Source organism: Shewanella gelidimarina, from assembly GCF_023283945.1.
GTDB lineage: Bacteria > Pseudomonadota > Gammaproteobacteria > Enterobacterales > Shewanellaceae > Shewanella > Shewanella gelidimarina.
In genome coordinates this window covers 137,485-158,931 of the sequence record NZ_JAKIKW010000009.1, presented here as the reverse complement: position 1 = coordinate 158,931, position 21,447 = coordinate 137,485, and the positions used below count along the sequence as shown (strand labels likewise).

The 21,447-nt window shown below is 44.9% G+C and carries 17 protein-coding genes; 6 read left to right on the top strand and 11 right to left on the bottom strand.

Translation table 11 applies throughout. The annotated features are described in order from the left end of the window. Nucleotides 1-51: 51 nt before the first annotated feature. Nucleotides 52-1,284, bottom strand: a complete 1,233-nt coding sequence (locus L2729_RS10180; protein ID WP_248988159.1) for a DEAD/DEAH box helicase — start codon at nucleotides 1,282-1,284, stop codon at nucleotides 52-54. A 203-nt stretch (nucleotides 1,285-1,487) separates the two neighbouring features. Here L2729_RS10180 and L2729_RS10175 point away from each other — a divergent pair, with 203 nt between their 5' ends. The 3 genes from L2729_RS10175 (at nucleotide 1,488) to L2729_RS10165 (ending at nucleotide 4,127) form a co-directional block, all read left to right on the top strand. After that, the gene (locus L2729_RS10175) at nucleotides 1,488-2,672 is read left to right on the top strand and encodes a BamA/TamA family outer membrane protein (protein ID WP_248988158.1); all 1,185 of its coding nucleotides are present in this window, start codon (nucleotides 1,488-1,490) and stop codon (nucleotides 2,670-2,672) included. A 144-nt stretch (nucleotides 2,673-2,816) separates the two neighbouring features. After that, the gene (locus tag L2729_RS10170) at nucleotides 2,817-3,362 is read left to right on the top strand and encodes a YgjV family protein (RefSeq protein ID WP_248988157.1); all 546 of its coding nucleotides are present in this window, start codon (nucleotides 2,817-2,819) and stop codon (nucleotides 3,360-3,362) included. Nucleotides 3,363-3,755: 393 nt separating this feature from the next. Continuing rightward, on the top strand, nucleotides 3,756-4,127 hold the full coding sequence (locus L2729_RS10165; protein ID WP_248988156.1) for a PilZ domain-containing protein: 372 nt from the start codon (nucleotides 3,756-3,758) through the stop codon (nucleotides 4,125-4,127). 51 nt (nucleotides 4,128-4,178) lie between these two features. Here the strand turns inward: L2729_RS10165 and radA are convergent, their stop codons facing one another. Further along, nucleotides 4,179-5,552 (bottom strand): DNA repair protein RadA, encoded by a 1,374-nt coding sequence (radA, locus tag L2729_RS10160; protein ID WP_248988155.1) that lies wholly within the window; start codon nucleotides 5,550-5,552, stop codon nucleotides 4,179-4,181. A gap of 160 nt (nucleotides 5,553-5,712) precedes the next feature. On the opposite strand from radA, the gene L2729_RS10155 reads away from it, so the two are divergent. Then, on the top strand, nucleotides 5,713-8,151 hold the full coding sequence (locus tag L2729_RS10155; protein ID WP_248988154.1) for a PilZ domain-containing protein: 2,439 nt from the start codon (nucleotides 5,713-5,715) through the stop codon (nucleotides 8,149-8,151). 99 nt (nucleotides 8,152-8,250) lie between these two features. Here the strand turns inward: L2729_RS10155 and nrfD are convergent, their stop codons facing one another. The 4 genes from nrfD to L2729_RS10135 form a co-directional block, all read right to left on the bottom strand. After that, a complete protein-coding gene (gene nrfD / locus L2729_RS10150) occupies nucleotides 8,251-9,198 on the bottom strand; it encodes an NrfD/PsrC family molybdoenzyme membrane anchor subunit (protein WP_248988153.1) in 948 nt (315 codons plus the stop codon). Continuing rightward, entirely contained in the window at nucleotides 9,195-9,767 is a 573-nt protein-coding gene (locus tag L2729_RS10145) for a 4Fe-4S dicluster domain-containing protein (RefSeq protein WP_248988152.1), read from the bottom strand. Before L2729_RS10145 ends, nrfD begins: the two co-directional genes overlap by 4 nt. 12 nt (nucleotides 9,768-9,779) lie before the next feature. Further along, the gene (phsA, locus tag L2729_RS10140) at nucleotides 9,780-12,056 is read right to left on the bottom strand and encodes a thiosulfate reductase PhsA (protein ID WP_248988151.1); all 2,277 of its coding nucleotides are present in this window, start codon (nucleotides 12,054-12,056) and stop codon (nucleotides 9,780-9,782) included. Between the two features lie 323 nt (nucleotides 12,057-12,379). Then, nucleotides 12,380-14,164: a sensor histidine kinase gene (locus L2729_RS10135; protein WP_248988150.1), complete on the bottom strand. Its 1,785-nt coding sequence runs from the start codon at nucleotides 14,162-14,164 to the stop codon at nucleotides 12,380-12,382. 199 nt (nucleotides 14,165-14,363) lie between these two features. On the opposite strand from L2729_RS10135, the gene L2729_RS10130 reads away from it, so the two are divergent. Continuing rightward, nucleotides 14,364-14,972 (top strand): response regulator transcription factor, encoded by a 609-nt coding sequence (locus L2729_RS10130; protein WP_248988149.1) that lies wholly within the window; start codon nucleotides 14,364-14,366, stop codon nucleotides 14,970-14,972. 27 nt (nucleotides 14,973-14,999) lie between these two features. On the opposite strand, the gene L2729_RS10125 is transcribed toward L2729_RS10130, so the two are convergent. Both L2729_RS10125 and serB read right to left on the bottom strand, forming a co-directional pair. After that, nucleotides 15,000-15,908 carry an alpha/beta fold hydrolase gene (locus tag L2729_RS10125; protein ID WP_248988148.1) on the bottom strand — a complete coding sequence of 303 codons (909 nt, stop codon included), beginning with the start codon at nucleotides 15,906-15,908 and terminating at the stop codon, nucleotides 15,000-15,002. 242 nt (nucleotides 15,909-16,150) lie between these two features. Then, on the bottom strand, nucleotides 16,151-17,122 hold the full coding sequence (gene serB / locus L2729_RS10120; RefSeq protein ID WP_248988147.1) for a phosphoserine phosphatase SerB: 972 nt from the start codon (nucleotides 17,120-17,122) through the stop codon (nucleotides 16,151-16,153). 78 nt (nucleotides 17,123-17,200) lie between these two features. On the opposite strand from serB, the gene L2729_RS10115 reads away from it, so the two are divergent. Beyond that, nucleotides 17,201-17,908 carry a YtjB family periplasmic protein gene (locus tag L2729_RS10115; RefSeq protein WP_248988146.1) on the top strand — a complete coding sequence of 236 codons (708 nt, stop codon included), beginning with the start codon at nucleotides 17,201-17,203 and terminating at the stop codon, nucleotides 17,906-17,908. A gap of 112 nt (nucleotides 17,909-18,020) precedes the next feature. On the opposite strand, the gene deoD is transcribed toward L2729_RS10115, so the two are convergent. The 3 genes from deoD to deoA form a co-directional block, all read right to left on the bottom strand. Then, entirely contained in the window at nucleotides 18,021-18,731 is a 711-nt protein-coding gene (gene deoD / locus L2729_RS10110; RefSeq protein WP_248988145.1) for a purine-nucleoside phosphorylase, read from the bottom strand. Nucleotides 18,732-18,830: 99 nt separating this feature from the next. After that, on the bottom strand, nucleotides 18,831-20,051 hold the full coding sequence (locus L2729_RS10105; protein ID WP_248988144.1) for a phosphopentomutase: 1,221 nt from the start codon (nucleotides 20,049-20,051) through the stop codon (nucleotides 18,831-18,833). A 13-nt stretch (nucleotides 20,052-20,064) separates the two neighbouring features. Further along, the gene (gene deoA, locus L2729_RS10100) at nucleotides 20,065-21,396 is read right to left on the bottom strand and encodes a thymidine phosphorylase (RefSeq protein WP_248988143.1); all 1,332 of its coding nucleotides are present in this window, start codon (nucleotides 21,394-21,396) and stop codon (nucleotides 20,065-20,067) included. Between the last annotated feature and the right edge of the window lie 51 nt (nucleotides 21,397-21,447).

The window sequence follows — 21,447 nt, the reverse complement described above, 5'->3', positions numbered from 1 at the left end:
TTAGATGGGAAGCACCACTGAACAGTCATCAGCACCGCAAAAAATGACACTTTAACGTCCGCGCTTGCTACCCGCTAATGCGCGCTTTTTGGCGCGCTGCCTTTGTGCCGATTTACTGTTCTTACGCGCCACAGGTTCAACCTTGGTAAGATCAGGCTCAAAGCCCGCTAACCACTGCTGCGGAAGGCGTTTATCCAATAACGATTCGAGCTCTTCGAGTAACAGTGCGTCATCTTCACTGTAGAGTGTTATTGCTTTGCCCTTATTACCTGCGCGGCCTGTACGGCCAATACGGTGAATATAGTCTTCTGCAATAAAGGGCAGTTCATAATTAATCACATAATCAAGCGCTATAATATCCAGCCCACGTGCGGCAACATCAGTGGCCACCAGCGCCTTGATTTTCCCCATCTTAAAATCGTCGAGCACGTGCTCTCTCGCACCTTGGCTCAAATCGCCATGCAGTGCTTTGGCTTCAACGCCTGCTGCAATCAGCTTTTGGGTAATCGTATCGACGGTCTGCTTCTTACGGCTAAATATCAACACCTGTTGCCATTGACCTTTGTTAATAAGGTGGCTTATCAGCTCAGGTTTTCTATCGCTATCGACCGCATAAACAATCTGTTCAACATTATCCGCAGTGCTGTTGGCTTGATTAGCTTCAATCCTGATCGGTTGCTGTAGTAGTCTTTTGCTCAGTTCAAAAATAACTTTCGAAAATGTTGCTGAAAAAAGCAGTGTCTGCCGCTGTGGTGGTAGCTGTTTTAATATGGCATTAATTTCATCCATAAACCCCATATCCAGCATTCTATCGGCTTCGTCAAATACCAAGGTGTCTATTGCAGATAACGACAAAGAACCTCGACGCAGGTGATCAAGCAAACGCCCAGGCGTTGCCACCACAATATCGACGCCATCGGCTAATTTTTGAGCCTGAGCATCAATACTGACACCACCATAGATCACCGTACTCTTGACCGCGGTGTTGGCACCATATTCAGCAATACTCTTATTAACCTGTAGAGCAAGTTCTCTTGTTGGCACCAGCACTAATACCCGCAGTACCTTTGGCTGGCAAGCTTCTGTTTGCTCGGTTAACTTTTGCAGTAAGGGTAAGGTAAATGCAGCCGTTTTTCCGGTGCCAGTCTGAGCACTGGCCATCAGATCTTGGCCCGCTAAAATGGCTGGGATCGCAGCCAATTGAATTGGCGTTGGTTCGATATAGCCTTTTTGCGTGAGTACGCTAAGTAAAGTATCGCTTAATAATAGGGATGAAAAAGACACGACCCATTTCCTTAAATTTTTATGGTGACTAAGTCAGGCACGGTATGCGCGTATCTTAGCAGAAAATGTCGCTATCGTTTGCTCAAGAAAATGACTACCAAACGCCAATAACGGTGATATTGAGCTCGATACAAGGGAGTTTAAAACAATCTAGCAGCTAACATCTATACTGATAATTCGTTAACGAGGGAATGATTAACGTAATGAATCATAATAATATAGCGCTAAAAACTTCAGTCATTCTGTGTTGTACTTTTGCCGTAGAGGCCAGTGCAGTCGATTTCTTTGACCCCATTGATGGCTATTTTGATGCGGGTGAGTACTTAGCTGAAAATGCCTATGGTTTTCTCCCCGTACCCAGCATTATTACCGAGCCTTCAGTAGGCAACGGACTGGCTGTTATGGGACTATTTCTGCATGAGAGCCCTGAGCAACGTGAAAAAAGAAAACAGGTGGCCACCCGCTCTATTGATGGTGGTGCACAACTGCTAACACCAGGTATTTCAGTGGTCGGTGTCGGCGCAACCGATAACGGCTCTAAAATGGGGTTTGCCGGTCATAGGCAAACCTGGGACAAAGACAGTATTCGCTACTTGGTGGGTGGCGGCTATGGCGATATTAACATGAGCTATTACAGCCAAGCTGACTTTGCCGATGCCCTGTCGATTGATCTCAATATGCAAGGCTATGCACTACTACAAAAATTGCAGTATCGAGTCGCCGATACTGCGCTGTTTGTTGGTGTAGCGCAGAAATTTCTGCAGGTAGATATGAGTAATCGACGCGATATCAACACCATTCCACCTGAGCTGATCCATCGATTAACAGACATCGTTGACACATCACCTAAAGTATCCTCGCTCGGGGCCATACTTGAATACGATAGCCTGAATAATTTCTTTTTGCCCACCCGCGGTTACAACTACATTGTCGAATATGATTGGTTTACTGAAAGCTTGGGAAGTGATCATGAATATCAAACCTTAAATGTTGAAGGCATTAACTATTGGCCTCTTTCCAAAAGCCTGACATTAGGTTTTAAGATGCGTTACCAGTCGGTTTCGAGTGATGAACGTTTACCGGTGTTTGCCTATCCCTATATTGATCTTCGTGGCATCCCGAAGAATCGCTATCAAGGTCAAGATGTAGGTTCAGCTGAAGTACAACTTATGTGGAAAGTCACTCCTCGGTGGATGCTACTGTCATTTTTAGGCGGTGGACTGGCCGGAGAAGATAGCAGTGATATGTGGAATAGCGATGAACAAAATGCTTATGGTGTTGGCTTTAGATACACCATTGCCCGGCGTTATGGCTTACACATGGGAATGGATGTCGCCAAAGGTCCAGAAGACGTTGCGTGGTACGTTAACGTAGGCTCCGGTTTTTAATGGATCCAAAAGAGTGACCCAGATCACAAACCAAAACGAAGTATGATAAAGCAAATGCTAAAGTGACGATGAGGTCACAATTTGAACGGCTAAAAAAACGACAATAACTGCCGGTTTAATGTTGTCGTTATTGTTGGTCATTTAGTGTTCGAGTTATCACATCAAGCTTTACTTTGGGTTCAGGCATTAGGCTTTGTGTCGATGACCATTGGTTGGTGGGCAAATGCCCAGTTATGCGACCGAAAATTATTATCAGGTAATCTTTTAGCATCCTGCTTAACCGCTATTCACTTAGGCCTGCTTGGCAGTACCTTAGGCATGATGAATCAGCTACTTAATATTGGCCGTTTTTCGACTTGCCGTAGTGAAAAGGCACGGAGTGGTTGGCGTATCACACTATTGCCTTTAGTGTTTTCAGCGCTAGCAGTAACACAAGGTCTTATTTGGGCTGAACATTGGTCTGAATGGGCGGCGGTTGCTGCTGCAGTCTTAATGAGCTACGCGCTTTTTTATTGCAGTTCAACCCGACTACGTTATGCCATGTTACTCAGTAATCTGTTAAACCTCGCATTATCGGTGCACCTGCACTCTTGGTCAGGTATCGCTTATCAGCTCGTCACCATCGCCATTATTTTAAAAGGGTTACCTGCCATTAAGCAGCAATCTTACGTGTTAGAACGCACTAGTTAACCTGAACTCGGGATAAGCAGTGCAGCTCAATCCCCCTATTATCGCCCCTATCTGTGTTGAGCTTTCTAGTAATAGCGTGCTATTACGTACAAAACCTCGCCTTGATATAAGCAATAATTTTGGCATCGAGCAAAACTGTCAGATATATGAGAAATACAAAATTATTAAGCTGATGATTTTAAAAGATACTTCAGAACATCTAAACACTCATTATCCCGAGTTCAGGTTAGTTAGATAACATTTATTAAAGTAAACGTCATTTATTACGCTTACTTTGGAATGATTTATGAGAAATAACGGTGCTTTAGACATACTCCAAAGCGGTGTTTAAGTGGTATAACAGGGACAGTTCAAAAGCTAAAGTTTAAAATAGAAAATTAGAAGGGAATCACTATGGATGAAAGACGACTATTTTCACGTGTTTTATTGGCCAATCAAGCACAGCTGCGATGTAACGACACAGTATGGCAAACAACGCTATTGGATATCAGCCTCAATGGTGCCCTCATTGAACGACCAAAACAGTTTACGCCGAGCAACCAAGCGATGCAGCTTAGCTTCACTATTGGTGATTCCGATATACAACTGCATATGGAAACTCAACTTGTTCACCAAAAAGACAACCTATTAGGCTTGGCTTGCAGCCATATTGATGTTGAAAGTATTAGCCACCTGAGAAGATTGATAGAGCTCAATGTCGGTGACCCTAGCTTACTCGACCGAGAACTAGCCCTATTTATTGATACACACAACCAAGGGAAATAACCACTTTTCAGGGTGGTACTTCCCATGGATGCATTTCTCATAAATGCATCACTAATTGATAAGTTCAATGAGCTCATGAATGGTTTTAACAGAGTGAATTGTCGCTCCTAGCCCTTCCATCGACTTATGGTAGTTCCTAAAAGGGATATAGATTTCGGTAAAGCCATGCTGCACCGCTTCTTTCACTCTAGGCACGCCACTGTCTATCGGCCTAACGTCACCATTAAGACTCAGCTCGCCCATGATGCAAGTCGTTCTCGGCACAATAAAATCGTTTAAACTACTCAGTAAAGCCGCAACCAACGCAAGATCGATGCAGGTTTCAGACTCATCTATTTTTAAGCCACCGACTAAGTTAAAGTAAGTGTCGTGGAAAATCTTGGTTTTGGTATGCTTACGTAAAATCCCAGTTAACATCTTAATCCGATTCATATTGAGCCCGACGCAGACTCGCTGCGGAAACTCACCCTCGGTTTCAGTGGTTAAACACTGGATTTCAAGCAACAAATTGCGATTGCCCTTTCGAATACAGGTAATAGCGGCGCCGGCAGAATCGGTACTCGAGCCAGAAAGGAATATTTCACTCGGGTTATCGACACTCAACATGCCGCGCTCAGTCATGCGAAAAATACCCACGGTATCGACATCACCAAAACGGTTTTTGTTAGCTCTAAGCGTACGAATTTGACCATCGTTACACTCAATATGCGTTAAACAGTCAACAATGTGGATCAGGGTTTGTGGCCCTGCCGTTTCATTATTCTTGTTCACATGAGCGACCAAAAACATGGTGACATTGTTTTGTTTACAAAACTGCGTCAATGCCTGTGCGCTGCCCTTCACTTGTGAAGGGGAACCTGGGCTACCGTTAGCCATTTCAGTGACTACGGCTTGAATAGAGTCAATCACCGCAAACTTCACCTGCTTCGCTTCTAACTCAGCAATAATCGCTTCAACGCTCGTTTCAGCCATAAGGTAAAGGTTGTCTTCATTACAATTGAGCTTTAAACGGTTGACGCGATTCTTAAACTGCGACAATGATTCTTCAGCGGTACAATAAAGCGACGGCATTGATTGCGACATACGCGAGACTAAATCGGATAACAGTGTGGTTTTACCGGCTCCTGGATCACCAGAGATAATGTTGACTGAACCTGTTGTTAGGCCACCGCACAACACCCGGTCTAGCTCACCAATGCCAGTCAATCTCTTTTCCGCATCGACCTCTTCTATCTCGTTCAGCTTTTTAGAACCGCCGCCCACAGAGCCTGCGTAACCTAAACGGGTTGCAGTGGTGGGTTTTGCGGTAGAGATCTTAAGTTCACTAATGGTATTCCATTCTTGGCAAGCGCTACATTGGCCCTGCCAGCGAGGAAAGTCTTGACCACATTCATTACATACGTAAGCTGTTTTATTCTTTGCCATGATTCTTTCTAGGTAGTATAAAGTCGATAAAGTATCGGCGTTTTCAGCCGATAGCTAAGGGTACAAGGAAGATAGTACTGGAAATTAATTTTTTCCCACAAAAACTTGCCCATGAGCCTATCAGCCATTGGCCCAATAAGCATCCAAAAAGAAGTAATAGATGAGTTTAGATCTGCATAATGCGCTAATAGAACAACTGACGCCTTTGCTAATGGAACCCGATTTCCATGCCTTGTTTGAGCAACTCACAGCAGAAGAGTCAAATTCGACTCGATTTCTCCTCAAGATGGAGCTTAATAGGCTTGCATCCAGCTGTGTTCGGGTCATCGACTTACGCAACAAAACAGATCTTGAATGCGAAACTTTCGAGTTTGGTACACAAACCCATTTTATTGATCAACCGACAAAAGCCAATTTTTTAGAGGCATTAGCCCTTTATCGAGAGCAATATACCCTAGGGGTTTATGAGCAAGTGATTGCCGCCCATAAAGCCCGCGTACTCAAAGCACGCACCAATGCAGATATTGAGGTAAGCCCTGTCGATGCCCCCTATGTCGCGCAAGGCATTGTATTGGGCAGCTACTTTGCACGTTGCGAAGAGCGCATGAATTACAGCATGAAAATTGAAGTATCCCAAGCGATGCAGAAATACCTGGGGATCACCGTTGATCTATCGGTCGGCGGCGCAAGAATTCGTCTGCCAGCCAAGCAGACACTCAATGTAAAACAGCCTATCAAAATCAAACTACTCGAGCTTAGCGATGATTATTACCATCAAGATCTACAACAAGGTGTTGAATATGAGATTGTCGATATTGAAGGTAATCAAGAATATAGCTGGCTAAGGCTCAAACGAATATCAGGCAGTGACGCCTTGGCTGACATGCTCGGCAAACTCATCAGAGGCCATAAATATCGCTACAAAGTCGATGTTAATGATGTGCTGGTCACGACGAGAGGCTTAGGTTTTGAACGGCACTACTTGCCGCATATCCCCCACCTTGCGCTATTTATCGAAGATAAAAAGCGTGCGTCATCCGCAGATACCCCCCCCTTATATCAACCAACACATATGTTGTTGGGGCGAGATAATCAGGCGGTTTCACAGTACTTTAAAGATGAATCTGGCATCAGCCAAATAAACGCGCTGTTAACGCCATCAAGACTGCACGCTATCATCGACGCCGATGAAACCAGTCCGCATAGCCAGCTATTTTGTTTTACCTTTCAAGCTCAAGGCGGTAAGTATTTTTATTCCGCCACTCTCGCAGAGTTGCAAGATAAACAGCTACAAGCACTCTTTTTCAGCTTTGGCGCAACTAAAGCCAGTTGGCGGATATTTCATGTTGCACGCCAAACAATCGATCACAACCAAGCTTACAGAGCTAGCCTATTGCCGGGCGATGACGCCAGTTATAATGCATTGACCGAAGCTCAACTGGCTGCATTTACCCATGTTATTCAGTTGATTGATGTCACCAACCATGCTGCTAATGGGCAGTATCAAGCCTGGAAATCCCTTAACAACTGCAACGTTAATGAGCTCAAAGTGTTTGGCCAACAAAAGTTAACACTCGCGGGTTTTAAACAAGTCTCGATGGAGTTTAGCGAACGCCGTAATGAAGCGCGTTTTGCCTTTAGGACACCGGTACTATTGAGTCAAGGAAATATCAGTACTAGCGCCTACACCCAAGATATCTCCAGTAAAGGACTGCAGATCACCACAGATACTGCCGTTGAATTTAATCAGACTGCGCCTATCGGGCTGAGCTTTCCGAAACTGCAAACCATTGCCGGTAAAGTCGTACTGCAGCAATTACCCTATCGACTGATCCGCACTCGAAAAAATGGCGTCACCTTGCACCTTGCGGCGCAAGTCGGCCATACTCCACACGTTGGTGTTGAGTTTCTTAACCGTTTAATTGAACACAATAAAAACAGGTTTGAGAAACTCACGGAAAACAACCATGACGTAAAAGAACTTGCCGATGGTATGAAGAACCTGCTGATGCGCAAGTTGGTGTCAGTGCCTTTCTATCTAGAAAAAACCGTGAAATCTGCCTATATATCTACGGTTGGGATTGGTGTTGAACAAAATGCTATCGCCAATATATTCGCTACCAACAGCAAAAAACCGTTGGAATACGACTTAGCGCCGCTGTTCCAAGACGGAAAGCTTAAGCGCGATATCATAGTGCCAATTCGTACAATGAAGCCGCAAAATGGGCTAGCGTTTTATGAAGTTTATGTGCAACTGTCTCGGCTATCACAAGGCAAGGTAGACGTTCTGTGTATTACGGATTCAGATCTTAAAGATACCGCTCAGTTAATGCACTTTATCCAGCAGAGTCGACAGTTAGGTGAGTTTATGGCACTGCGAGTTTATCGCGGCGCCACCGGAAAACCAGACTTAGATTATATCCGTCGTGAACGGGAATATATAAAGATACATGCACTGCACAAAGGCAAAAAACTAGAAGAGCAACTCTGGCGCATTATTGGTGTGGGTGAGCTACTCGATATTAGCCGCGAGGTGATACTGCGTTTCCCTGAATTAATCACTAGTGCAGTCAAAAACTTATCTCAGGACGGGACATAATTTACATCATAAAAAGCCCAAGCATAGCTTGGGCTTTTTTGTTTCAGTCACCGTGCCAGTTTAAACAGTAACTCACCGTCAACTGGCATCGACTGCCGATTAACTGATATAACTTTGTCCGGCGTAGACCACAAAGTGTCTAAGCGCGAGTACCCCTAAAATAGTGCTACAAGAAACGGTAATCAAAAATCCCTTGGTATGGCGCCAAGACTTAGGTGCAAAGATGCTCGACAGTACGGGCACCAGCAAACCAAGTCCTACCACTCCAATCCAAAATACACTCGCCCATACACCTTGAGTAATCGCACTTAAAGCACCTTGAGCGGCAGGACCTGAAAAGTTTAATCCAACAAAGAGCAGCACCAAACAGAGGGCTTCGTTAAAAGCGACTGGATATTCAATACGATGAACTTGGTCAATACAGTCAGACTTCTCTTTACTAAAGAACAAGGTTGCCACTAACACGTTACCTGCTGAACCTGCTGACAATGCCGAGGTTAAAAATAGCGCTGGCAATATTGCAGTGTTCAAAATCGGATAGCTAATGAGTGCCGATAATAAGAAGCCAGTGTACGCACCTACTCCTATTGCCAAAACAAAAATCAGTTTATGGATACTATTTTCAAGCAAACGACAGACTTTTAAGATCCCAGCCAGCCATGGTGCATATTTCAGGACCTGCTTCTCAAACACTAACGCTGCAAACACAAACACCAGCGGAATATAGACCAATAACGCCAGTACCCCCCAAGCCATCACCGAGGTTAAGTTGTAGTTCAGCAGGATATGATAAAACTCGAACGGCTTAGTCAAATCCAAAACTAACAGCGCCATACCTAAACTGATAGATACAGGTGCCACAATTGCGGCCGCTTTTATCACCGGCAAACCTTCTGTCGGCAAGCCTCGGTTTTTCTTGTACCATTTTAGCCCGATAGCGACCAACATTGAGCCTGCAGAGAGCCCGGCCATGAATAGGTATACTGCGATGATCCAGTTCCAAACGACGGGATCATATTGCTCCATTGAGCCCCATATATTGTTCATGCTTTGATCCCTCCTCTACGACTTGGAATTCGATAAACTCTTGGCTCTGTACCAAGGTTTACCTTCTGTTGGTAACTGGGCTTAGTGTCTAACACCTTGCGCACTTCAGAGTTCAAGTCATTAGCATCACCAAAGGTGAGTGCTTGAGTAGGACACACTGTGACGCAAGCAGGTTGTTCACCGCGGGCTAAACGGCTGTCTTTACAGAAATCGCATTTATCAGGGGCCCTAGTTTCAGGGTTGATAAAGCGCACTTTGTACGGACACGCTGCGACACAATATAGGCAACCTACACACTTGTTCTCATTAATAGACACTATGCCATCGTCGTTGACATAGGCTGCGCCTGTAGGGCAAACCTTAACGCAAGGGGCATTTTCGCACTGCTCGCACGAAACACGGTTGTACTTAAAATGTAAATTTGGGAAGTTGCCATATGGCCCTTCAATTCGAACCTGCAGCCGGGTCACCGACTCAGGAACATTATTTTCACTGCGGCAAGCCACGTTGCAAGCTTGGCAGCCAATGCACTTATTTTCGTCGTGCACAAGAACATAACGCTTAGTCATAATGATCTCCGATTAAATCTTGGCAATTTTGACGCCGGTAGTATGCAGGTTCATACCTGTCACCGGAGACGTAACGTGGGGAAGTAAGTTACCGCAATGCACACCTTTACCGGTCGCTCGCGCAAGCTCTTTGTTCTTTGAACCGCAACCCATATAGGCAAAGACAGTGTCAGGACGAATACCAGGGGTGACTAAGGCATGACCCTCTTCGCTGCCGGTATCGTTGTAGATTCTGATTTTGTCACCACTGGAAATATTGAGTAGTCCAGCCGTAATAGGATGGATCCACACCGCATTATCAGACATCAAACTCGCCAACATCGGCACGTTTTGAGTCGCCGCGTTGGTATGTACCGCAACCTTGCCCTGAATGAAGAACAACTCGTCCGCCTTTTTCATGGTCACTTCACGGTACTTGATCACCCCGCGACCCGGCGCCATCTTTTCGACCTTGTTAGAGCTGAGCTCAATCTTTCCTGAAGGTGTTTTAAAAGAGAGGTGACTTGCGTACGTGTCATCAGCATCAGTTGCGATAGCATTTGGATACGTATTGGCAAACTGCTTCACCATTTCCGGTTCACGCAACAACAGTGGTTCACCATAACTTACCCAGCCATCACTTTTGATTTTATTGAGTAGCGGCACATTCTTGTCGACTTGAAACAGTTGCAGCGTTTCCATGTTCTCCCAAGGGAAAAATTGACCTTGACCCAACGAGTCAGCAAGCTCCTTCCATATCAACCAGCTAGGCTTAGTGTTGCCTATGGTTTCAACCACTTTTTGACGCACGTAGTAAGCTGGGTTTTTCCCCGACTTATCAACAATCTCTTCGTCGCGCTCTAGGTAAGTTGATTCTGGAAGGAAAATATCGGCATAAGCTGCACTTTCACTGATATAAATGTCACAAGCGACGACAAAGTCGAGCTTCTGCATCGTTTTAACGACCCTAGCCCTGTCTGTCATGGTCTGCATTGGATTGGTCCGGCTCATTACCCAAGCGCGCAGTTGATAAGGCTGAGCTTCTAACGTGGCATCGAGAATGGTTTGATACACCCCACCAGATGACCAAATAAGCGCGTATTGTTCATCGACCATGTCGATTCTTTTAGCCTTAGGTTTAGGCATGCCTTCAACGCCTGGCTTTGCCAGTGTGGGGGCGACTTTATCGCCAGCAAACTTATTGTACTTAGAGGCTTTCTTACCAAAGTACAAACCACCTTTACGCTCAATATTACCCACCAGCACATTGGCAGCATATAGCGCCCGGCGCATCTCAAACTCTTCGGTGGTAAATGATGAACGGTGGCCAAAATCGACGAGTGCATGCGGCGCTGCCGCGGCGTACTCATGGGTGATACGGCGAATATCTTCAGCGGGAACATCACTGACTGATTCAGCCCATTCAGGGGTATAGGCTTTGACTTCTTTAGCAAACTCAGCAAAACCTGACACAAACTCAGCGACAAATGCTTTGTCGTATAAGTCGTCTTCAATCAACGTATGACAAATGGCTAATGCTACCGCAACGTCGGTACCCGGTTTAATCGGATACCATTCGTCAGCTTTATCAGCCACAATCGAAAAGCGTGGTTCAAACACCACAAGCTTAGCGCCTTTTTCCATTTGCGCATTCATCATGCCTCTCGTTTCAGACATGTTTATGCCTTCATAGAGGTTATGACCAAAGTTGATGATGTACTTTGAATTGCCTAAGTCACGCTTTACTTTACCGCCAAATATCGCTTTGGCCGCAACCACATAACCCGCAGGGCAAGTCGATGCGTGAGTAAAAGTATTGGGGCTACCAAATGCCTTAGCAAGGTGAAATAGATGACCTGAGAGTGAACCTGATTTAGAGGAGAACGCGACCGATTCGGCGCCGTGTTTAGCTTTAATTTTATTGAGGTTTTCAGCAATTGTAGCGTAGGCTTCTTCCCACTCAATCTCAGCCCATTTGCCCTCGCCTCTTTCGCCAACGCGTTTTAATGGCTTAACGATGCGTTGCTTATCATATAACTGGCTATGCCCTGCTCCGCCACGAGCACATACTGCGCCGCCGTAAGATTTAGCATTTTTGTTACCCAGAATTGAGACGTTCTTGCCATTAACGACCCGAGCCGAAATTGGGCAGCGAGTTGAGCACATTTCACAAATACTGGCGACAGACTCTGCACTGCCCTTCAATGTGGAATGCCCTAGAGCAGCTAAAGAACCAGGCAGCGTTGCGAGTGCGCAACCAGCGGTGCCCGCTCCAGCCCCTTTGATAAAGGTTCGCCGATCTAATTTCATGATTATTCTCCCAGTAGACAATGGTACTAAGTGCGTTGAAGGGGGAAGTGCTAGCCACGTTCATCAACCTTAAATTGGGTTGGTGAATTGGCTATCCGCCCTAAACTTTTCACTATTGTCTGCTAGGTGTTAAACGTTGAATATTGTGGTAAACCACATATCAACACTAACGATGTAAGCTTTGTGAAGCGGTTCACAGTTCGAAAAATAACCGCCACAAAGGAGCTCCACTTGTCTATTGTGGTAAACCACATATCGTCGAATTCTAGTCGACAAATACAAATAGACATATAAAATCAAACACTTAAATTAAAAGCATTAAATCAACTTTCAACCTTTCGCTCACAGCCCCTCTTTTTTAAGCTAATTTTGGCAATACAGCCGGCCTGCTTATCGTCCCGAGTTTTTAACGAAAATGCGCCATCGTGCTCACTGATCACCTCATTACAAATAGCCAGCCCTAGGCCTAATCCATCCTCTTTGGTGGTAAAAAAAGTGGCCATTACAGAATCAGAGTTCTGTGATAATCCGGTACCATTATCAATAACTAAGACATCGACTTGATATTCTTTAAATATCAGTTCAATAGTCACCTCACCTTTGCCTGATGCTTGGGTTTCGGCAATGGCGTCGATGCTGTTTTTAGTTAAGTTAATTAATACCTGTAGCAAGCCAACGCGATCGGCCGTAATGAAGAATGGCTCACCTTTAATCCGCTTATTAATTTGGATATCTCTGCGCTGTAATTCCAGCTTCAACAGTGAAATACACTCATCAACGAGACTCAGAATATTGACGTCGGCCATGACTGACTCTCGACGCTTAAGTAAACTACGGATCCGGTGCACCACCTCTCCAGCTCGAGTGGACTGTCGATGAATTTTTTCTAGCAGCTCGATACTCGCTGCGACATCGCCGGTTTGATTTCCCTGCAGACGCATAATGCCACCTTCGCTATAACTGGTAATGGCAGCAATAGGCTGATTAATTTCATGGGCTAAACCGGCACCAATCTCGCCAATAATAGAGGCGCTCTGTAATCTCTCAAGCGTTATAGCTTGTTGCTTTAGCTGTCTTTCTGTCTCGATTAATGACTCACTCTTTTGGTGGAACCGATATTCAATCCATAAATGATAGATGGTTGCCACCACAAAAATAAAAATGGCGAAGATCCCCCAATGCCGATTATCTTTAAGCCAGTTCTGCACACTCTCCCAACGGCTACTATCAGTACCTTTAATATGTAAATCACTAAAAAGTTGGATCACTGCGAGCTGACTAATGGGTGATGTCCACCCCATCAACTGCGCTTTTATCGCTGCGGGGTGTTCAGTTGGCAGCTCCATTAAAGCTTGGGTGATCTGCTTACTCAAACGAATACCGACACTTTCATTCGCGGCAAAGGACCAATTAGGATAAAGATGGGTGCTGCATTGGCAGTCAAACCCGTCTGGCCGACTCGGATTAAGAATACGGAAGTCAGCAGCGTTAATGAGGCCGCGAGAGACCATATCTTCAAAGGTACATAGCGGCGTAATAGCGGCGTCAACGTTGCCATCTCGGACTTGATACAATAAAGGGTCTAACGGAAACCCTAGAAACTTAACCTCTTTAAAATAGTCATCAGCGTCCATACCCAACTTGTGCATTAAGCCCACGGTGGCCTGATACCCGCCCAATGCATGGGGATCACTCGCAGCGATGACTTTGCCTTTCAAGTCATACAAGGTGCGATAATTACTTTCAGCTTTAACGATAATGGCAGAACCAATGGCCGATGTAGCACCCTTGTGACGCCGAGAGCGCATGGTTGCCAGCCAGGATAATGGGTATTGGTTGGAAAGATAAAGATATTGACCAGGGTTAGTAATAATAAACTGGATTTGCCCTAACTCCATTGCGAGGTTAAGCGCTTCAAAATTACCGGGATAAACATGAAACTGGGTTCCGGGTACCTGCTCATCTAGATACTGCATCATTGGTGCCCAGCGCTCGATAGCTTGTTGGTTACCCCAATTGGATAACACCCCCACATAAAGCGATTGAGGCTGCGCCCAAACACTGGATGTGCTACACAATAGTAATAAACAGAATAAGGTCCGATACACTTTACTAGCCTCGTATTAATCGCTAGCTCAAGTTTACGATAGGCTAATGTACACCCAACGTGATGGGACTCATGCTTTGTAAAAAAGATGTTCGCATTAAGTGATGAACTGAGATACTTATCATATATACCCATCATATTCGAAGGTGCTCGTTTCAGAGTTTTCATCGGGTAGCTGATTGACTGAAAGAGGATCGCTAATGCCACAGCCGATAAATGGACCTGTCTATCTTGTCGATGACGACGACGCTATCGTTGATTCCATCACTTTCCTAATGGATGGCTATGGTTACAAAATGATGTGTTTCAACACCGGCAATGACTTTCTAGCCAAAGTCGATCTTAGTCAGCCCGGTTGTGTCATTTTAGATGCGCGCATGCCAGGCCTCAGCGGTCCGCAAGTACAGCAACTGCTGAGCGAGGCTAAGAGCCCATTATCAGTTATCTTTTTAACTGGACATGGTGATGTGCCGATGGCGGTAGATGCGTTCAAGAATGGGGCTTTCGATTTTTTCCAGAAACCAGTGCAAGGCCAACGACTGTCGCAATCGATTGCCAAAGGGCTACAACACAGTGTGCATCTGCATTGGCAGCTCAGTAATCAGCAGATGATAAATCAATTATCTGAACGTGAAACACAGATTTTTGAATTGATTATTGCAGGAAACACCAACAAACAGATGTCAAACTCGCTGTGTGTTGCGCTTAGAACCATTGAAGTGCATAGATCAAAACTGATGAACAAACTCGGGGCCGCCAACTTAGCAGAATTACTTAAGCTGGCGCCATTGATGAGCTCAGAAGACTAGGCGCTGTTAATCAGCTAAACGAAAATATTAACCGTTTAAGTGGCTATACCAATCTCGCACTCTGGGAAAGTGATCTTGCACTGCATCTTTATGGGTCAACATTCCCGCATGATCGTAATCATGCTTAAAACCATGTTTACGGCATAAAAGCGTATAATCGACCTGTTGCATTTGGCATTCGTTGATCATGCGTTTCACGTCACTTGGGTTGCCCAAAACGGTATCCCCTTGGCCTGCAATAAACCAAGACTTTGGCCACTTAGCATTTTTAGCCGCTTGGCTATAATCAAAGCCATCGTCATGATCAATCCAATGCCCGCGGACCCAATCTATACTTTGCAATAAAGAAGCTCTAGATTCATTATCCATGCCCATTTTTAACTTATCAGCGGGCAGGTAACCACGATGCCAAGCAATAAAGGGCGCGAGTTTGTTCCATACCAAGTCCACTTGCAACCACTTGCTTAAAGACTTAACTTCGATCCGGCGCTTACTGCCAAAAGTGACGAGCGAGGCTACAGAAATTTGTAAAGAGTCGTATCGTGCAATAGCACTGGCCATCAACACCCCGCCCCATGAATGACCACACCAATGGACAAGGTCTGTTTTAGGATGTAAAGCGAGAATATATTGCTGAATAAGCGGTAACTGCTCCCGAATAACCTCCCCCTGCCCGGCACTAAATCCTGGACCCAGTTTAGGGGTACTGCGGCCGCGACCTAACGTATCAAGCACGTAAACAACCACCCCAGACTCCGCCAAGTAGCAACCCAGACCTTTACCCGAATCACTGTAAAAAACCCGACCATTAGACATAGCACCATGCAACATTAACAACGGCGGCTTACTCATATCTGCATTAACGGGGATCAATTGTCTTAAGTGAAGATAACCATGATTGTATGGCACATAGAGGGATTTTTGCTTGATATTCACGCTTTAGCACTCGCTTTTTTAACCACTAAACTACTGAGGTCAAAGAAAAAAAACAAGATTAATAACTCTAACAGAACTATTTAAACAAGTGATGATAGAAAGCTTATGGCTAATCAAGTTGATAGCTATAGATTAAAACACGGATAAAACAAAAATAAAAAGCCTACAAGGTATTTTTAGTAGGCTTGTCTATGACCGTTTATCGGTGAAATACCGCTTTAACGTATCGTTAAGTCACTCGCTTACTTAAGCTGAAATAAGTAGGGTAAAGCCTTAAGATTAAGTTTGCTGATAGTAGCATCAGCCACTGCCGCGAGTTTTGGCTTAGCGTGATATGCGATGCCAAAGTCTGCAATATTGATCATCGGTATATCATTGGCACCATCACCAATCGCCACTTTCTGGCCTGAGCCTATACTCCACGTCTGTGCACAGTTAACCACACAATCGGCTTTAAACTGGGCATCGACAACTTGGCCAGAGACGGTACCGTTGAGTTTTCCGTCAGCAATATCTAACTCATTGGCAAAGGCGGCATCGAGATCCAACAGCTGCTGCAGATGATTAACAAAAGGCGTAAAACCACCCGATGCCACAACAGTACGCCATTGATGCTGTTTAAGTTCGGTTATCGTTTCTGTTAATCCAGGCATCAAGGGCAACTTAGCACATAATTTATCAATGATGCTCGCATCGGCATTCGTCAGTTTTGCCACTCGGGCGCGCAGGCTCTCTTCAAAATCAAGTTCACCTTGCATCGCTTGCTCGGTCACTGCGGCAACAGCTGCGCCAACCCCTGCCATTTCAGCAAGTTCATCAATGCACTCAATCTCAATCGCCGTAGAATCCATGTCCATAACCAACAAACCCGGCTGGTTTAACACTGGCGCATCAGCTTTTATCTCAAAGACTTCAAGCCGTGGCAGGGGTGCTAAGGTCGTAAACGCTAAGGGTTTAAGAGCGCAAACCTCAATACAATTCAGCCCTGTTGCTCGCGAGATCAACGCCAAGCTTAACTCTGCTGTATTTGACAATAACCAGCTCTGCACGAGACTTAGATGCTGGCTATCTGAAAATAGGATCCGATAACGATGATGACGAGCAGGAAACTGAGCCTCAACATGACGAGTAAATCTTTGTTCCCCAGCGTTAAAAGACATGCTACTTTCACTGCTTAACCATTCAAAAACAGTAGATTGACTCGAATTGTCCATTAGTTATGATTCTCCAACTACCGAGTACCGCCATAATCAATTATGATTAAGTGAGTACACTATAAATTAAGGGTTTCAGTGTTTTATTTAAAAGGCCTAAAAAAGAGCCATAGAATAAGCAGGATATTACAGATCCTTGTCGCTATCGCATTATTCATTGGTCTAGATCAGCTGTGGGAAACCAGCCTACTACAAGGGCAACAGCTTCTAAAGTCCCAAACCGAAAAGATGGCAAGATTATTAGTGCAGCAAACTGCCTACGGTGCGGCACCTGCACTTCAGTTAGAGAATGATGAACAGCTGCAGTGGCTGGCAACTGCCTTAGTACTTGACCCTAAAGTGATGTCTGCCAGTATTTTTAGCGAAGATGGCGTAAGGCTGTCCTTCGCACAAAGCGTGAGCCAAGAAGACTACGAAGCTGATTCAGAGGAGATGGCACTGCTGCTTGAGCAATATCCACCGTATGTAGAGTCCGTTTCTCAAGATGGTCAAAACTTAGGATATGTGGAAGTGAGACTGGAACCAAAGTACTTTTTTAACGAAATTAAAGAAGCGCATCAAATCAATATGGAACAACAGCAGATGATGCTTATCATTGCTGGGCTCATAGGCATGTTGCTATCACGAGCACTGTCGTTCAAACGTGCTGATTTTGATAGACGTAAAGCGAAAGTAAAACTGCGGCAGTTACTCAGTCAACGAAATGCGAAACATAGACAACAAGAAGCAGATAACCTAGACAATGGAACGCCAACGTCTGCAGCTGCTGAACAAAAAAAAGAATAAAGCCCTGATATAGTCAGTGGGCTATAGATACAAAAAAACGGACATCAATATGTCCGTTTTTTATGACTAATAGATCAGTCAAACCAATCTATTCACGTTACAGCATCACTAATTAAAGAGTGATAGCAGCTTCTAGTGTCATTTCGATCATTTCGTTAAAGGTAGTTTGACGCTCATCAGAAGAGGTCTTTTCACCAGTACGGATATGATCAGATACAGTACAAACGCACAATGCTTTAGCACCGAACTCAGCAGCTACACCGTAAAGACCAGCAGCTTCCATTTCGACACCCAAGATGTTCATCTTTTCCATAACGTCAAACATTTCTGGATCTGGAGTGTAGAAAAGATCAGCAGAGAAAATGTTACCAACGCGGAATTTAGTCCCTTTAGCTTCAGCAGCTTTAACCACGGCGCTAAGTAGGCTGTAATCAGCAATAGCAGCGAAATCTTGACCTTTAAAACGTAAACGGTTGACTTGAGAATCGGTACAAGCACCCATTCCGATTAACACGTCACGTACTTTAACTTCAGTGCTTACAGCACCACAAGTACCAACACGGATTAGGTTTTTAACGCCATAATCTCTGATCAATTCAGTTGCATAGATTGAACAAGATGGGATACCCATACCTGAACCCATCACTGAAATGCGAGTACCTTTATAAGTACCAGTGAAACCTAGCATGTTACGAACGTCAGTAACTTGAACAACGTCTTCTAGAAACGTTTCAGCAATATATTTAGCGCGTAGTGGATCGCCAGGAAATAGAACTGTATCGCCAAAAGCACCGTCTACGGCATTAATGTGTGGTGTAGCCATCAGAAAACCCCTATTTATATTTTTCAGACTGTCGTTAATACTTGAGTCTATGTTTGCTAGCGGCCCAAAGTGAGCCGCCAAATTTAAAATCTAGTTAGTTTATGAACGAATAAAAGATTCGCCATATTCCATTGGTTCAAGCTTAAAGTAACTCGCAATTGATTGGCCCATATCGGCAAAACTATTACGCAGTCCAAGCGAGCCAGGTGCTAAACCTGCGCCATAAGCAAGAACAGGTACTCTTTCACGAGTATGATCACTACCAGGCCATGTTGGATCACAACCGTGATCTGCCGTTAGCAGTAAGAAATCATCTTCATCTAGCAAGGCTAGAATTTCAGGTAAACGTGAATCAAAATACTCTAGGCTGCGTGCGTAGCCCGCAACATCACGGCGATGGCCGAAATGTGAGTCAAAGTCTACAAAGTTGGTGAATACAATCGTATTGTCACCCGCTTGCTTAACTTGCTCTAAAGTCGCGTCAAACAGTGCTTCAAGCCCTGTTGCCTTCACTTTTTTAGTAATGCCACAATGCGCATAAATGTCAGCAATTTTACCAACACTAACCACTTCGCCGCCAGCATCTTTTAGCTTATCTAGCACTGTCGGGGCCGGTGGCTTAACCGCATAGTCACGACGATTACCGGTACGCTCAAAATCACTTGGGCCAGTGCCTACAAATGGACGCGCAATAACGCGGCCAATATTGTAATCGGCGAGTTCTTCACGAGCAATAATACAAAGCTCATACAGTTTCTCAAGACCAAAACTTTCTTCATGACAAGCAATTTGGAACACCGAATCAGCAGAGGTATAGAAAATTGGCTTACCCGTGCTCATATGCTCTTCGCCAAGCTGCTCTAGAATCACAGTTCCAGAAGAGTGGCAGTTACCTAAAAACTCAGTCAAACCAGCTCGCGCAAGAATTTTGTCTGTAAGCTCCTGCGGAAAAGAGTTGCTTAAATCGCTAAAGTATCCCCATTCATACAAAACAGGTACGCCCGCCATTTCCCAATGTCCACTTGGGGTATCTTTGCCTGAACTTAATTCATCTGCGTGGCCATAAGCCCCTATGATCTCAACGTCATCACCAAATCCAGCAGGAAATTCGCCCGTGCTCTCTTTCGAGGCATGACCTAAGCCCAAACGAGCCAAGTTAGGTAATTTCAGTGGTCCTTCACGGCCTTCATTTGCTTTACCTTCCGCGCATGCTTGCGCAATATGCCCAAAAGTATCAGCTCCGACATCGCCAAATGCTTCAGCATCTTGTGCTGCACCGACGCCAAATGAATCTAGCATCATGATTATAGTACGTTTCATAAACTGTGCTCCGTTACAGATCTGACTCACGGATATAGCGATATATCTCAGGAGTTGTCTCTGGCTTGGTATCGCCAATATGAATCGCTTTTTTCACTGCAGCTTGTGCTTCAGCAAAGGCGTCTTCAGATTGAGCGTGTATAAATGCAATAGGCTTATCGGCGCTAATTTCATCGCCAAGTGCGCACACTTTAGTAAGTCCTACGCTGTAATCAAGCGTGTCACCAGGTTTGCGACGTCCGCCCCCTAAAGTGACAACCGCAAGTCCTAATTCACGCGTATCCATGCCAGTCGCAAAACCCGCTTGGTCAGCATAAATAGGACGAATAATTTTTGAATCAGGTAGGTATTTACCGTAGTTTTCTACAAAATCTGCGGGGCCGCCAAGACCTGATACCATACGGCCAAATATTTCAGCCGCTTTACCGTTATCCAGTACTTGGTTTAATTTAGCGCGCGCTTCAGCTTCATTACTTGCAATACCACCAAGGATCAGCATTTCGGCACAAAGGCCCATAGTCACTTCGTAAAGACGTGGATTACGGTATGCACCTGTCATAAAGTCGACGGCTTCTTTGACTTCTACCGCATTACCCGCACAAGAAGCCAACACTTGGTTCATGTCCGTCAGTAATGCTGTCGTCTTAGTGCCTGCACCGTTTGCTACCGCTGTGATGCTGCGCGCTAGCTCTTCAGAAGCTTCATAAGTTGGCATAAAGGCGCCAGTACCGACTTTAACGTCCATCGCAAGAGCATCAAGACCTGCTGCAAGCTTTTTGGAAAGAATAGAAGCGGTAATAAGCGAGATAGATTCAACGGTAGCGGTGTTATCACGAATAGAGTAGAAGCGCTTATCGGCAGGAACAAGATCGCCAGTTTGGCCAATAATTGCAACGCCAGCTTCTTTCACAACCTTACGAAATAGCGCGCTATCAGGTTCGGTGTTGTAGCCAGGAATAGCGTCAAACTTATCGAGTGTGCCACCCGTATGACCCAGTCCACGACCTGAAATCATCGGTACATAACCACCACAAGCTGCCGCCATTGGGCCTAACATCAAACTAATGACATCCCCCACACCGCCAGTTGAGTGCTTATCGATAATGGGACCGTTAAGGTCAAGAGATTTCCAATTGAGAACCGTACCAGAGTCACGCATTGAAGTGGTCAGCGCGATACGCTCATCCATATTCATGTCGTTAAAGTAAACAGCCATGCCAAGCGCCGCTATTTGACCTTCTGAAACGGTATTATTGGTAATGCCTTTAACAAAAAATTGGATCTCTTCTGTTGAAAGGACTTCAGCATTACGTTTTTTACGAATAATTTCTTGAGCTAAAAACATGTACTACCTCCAAGAGTGTAACTAAATTCCCATCTAATGGTGTTTTTAGTT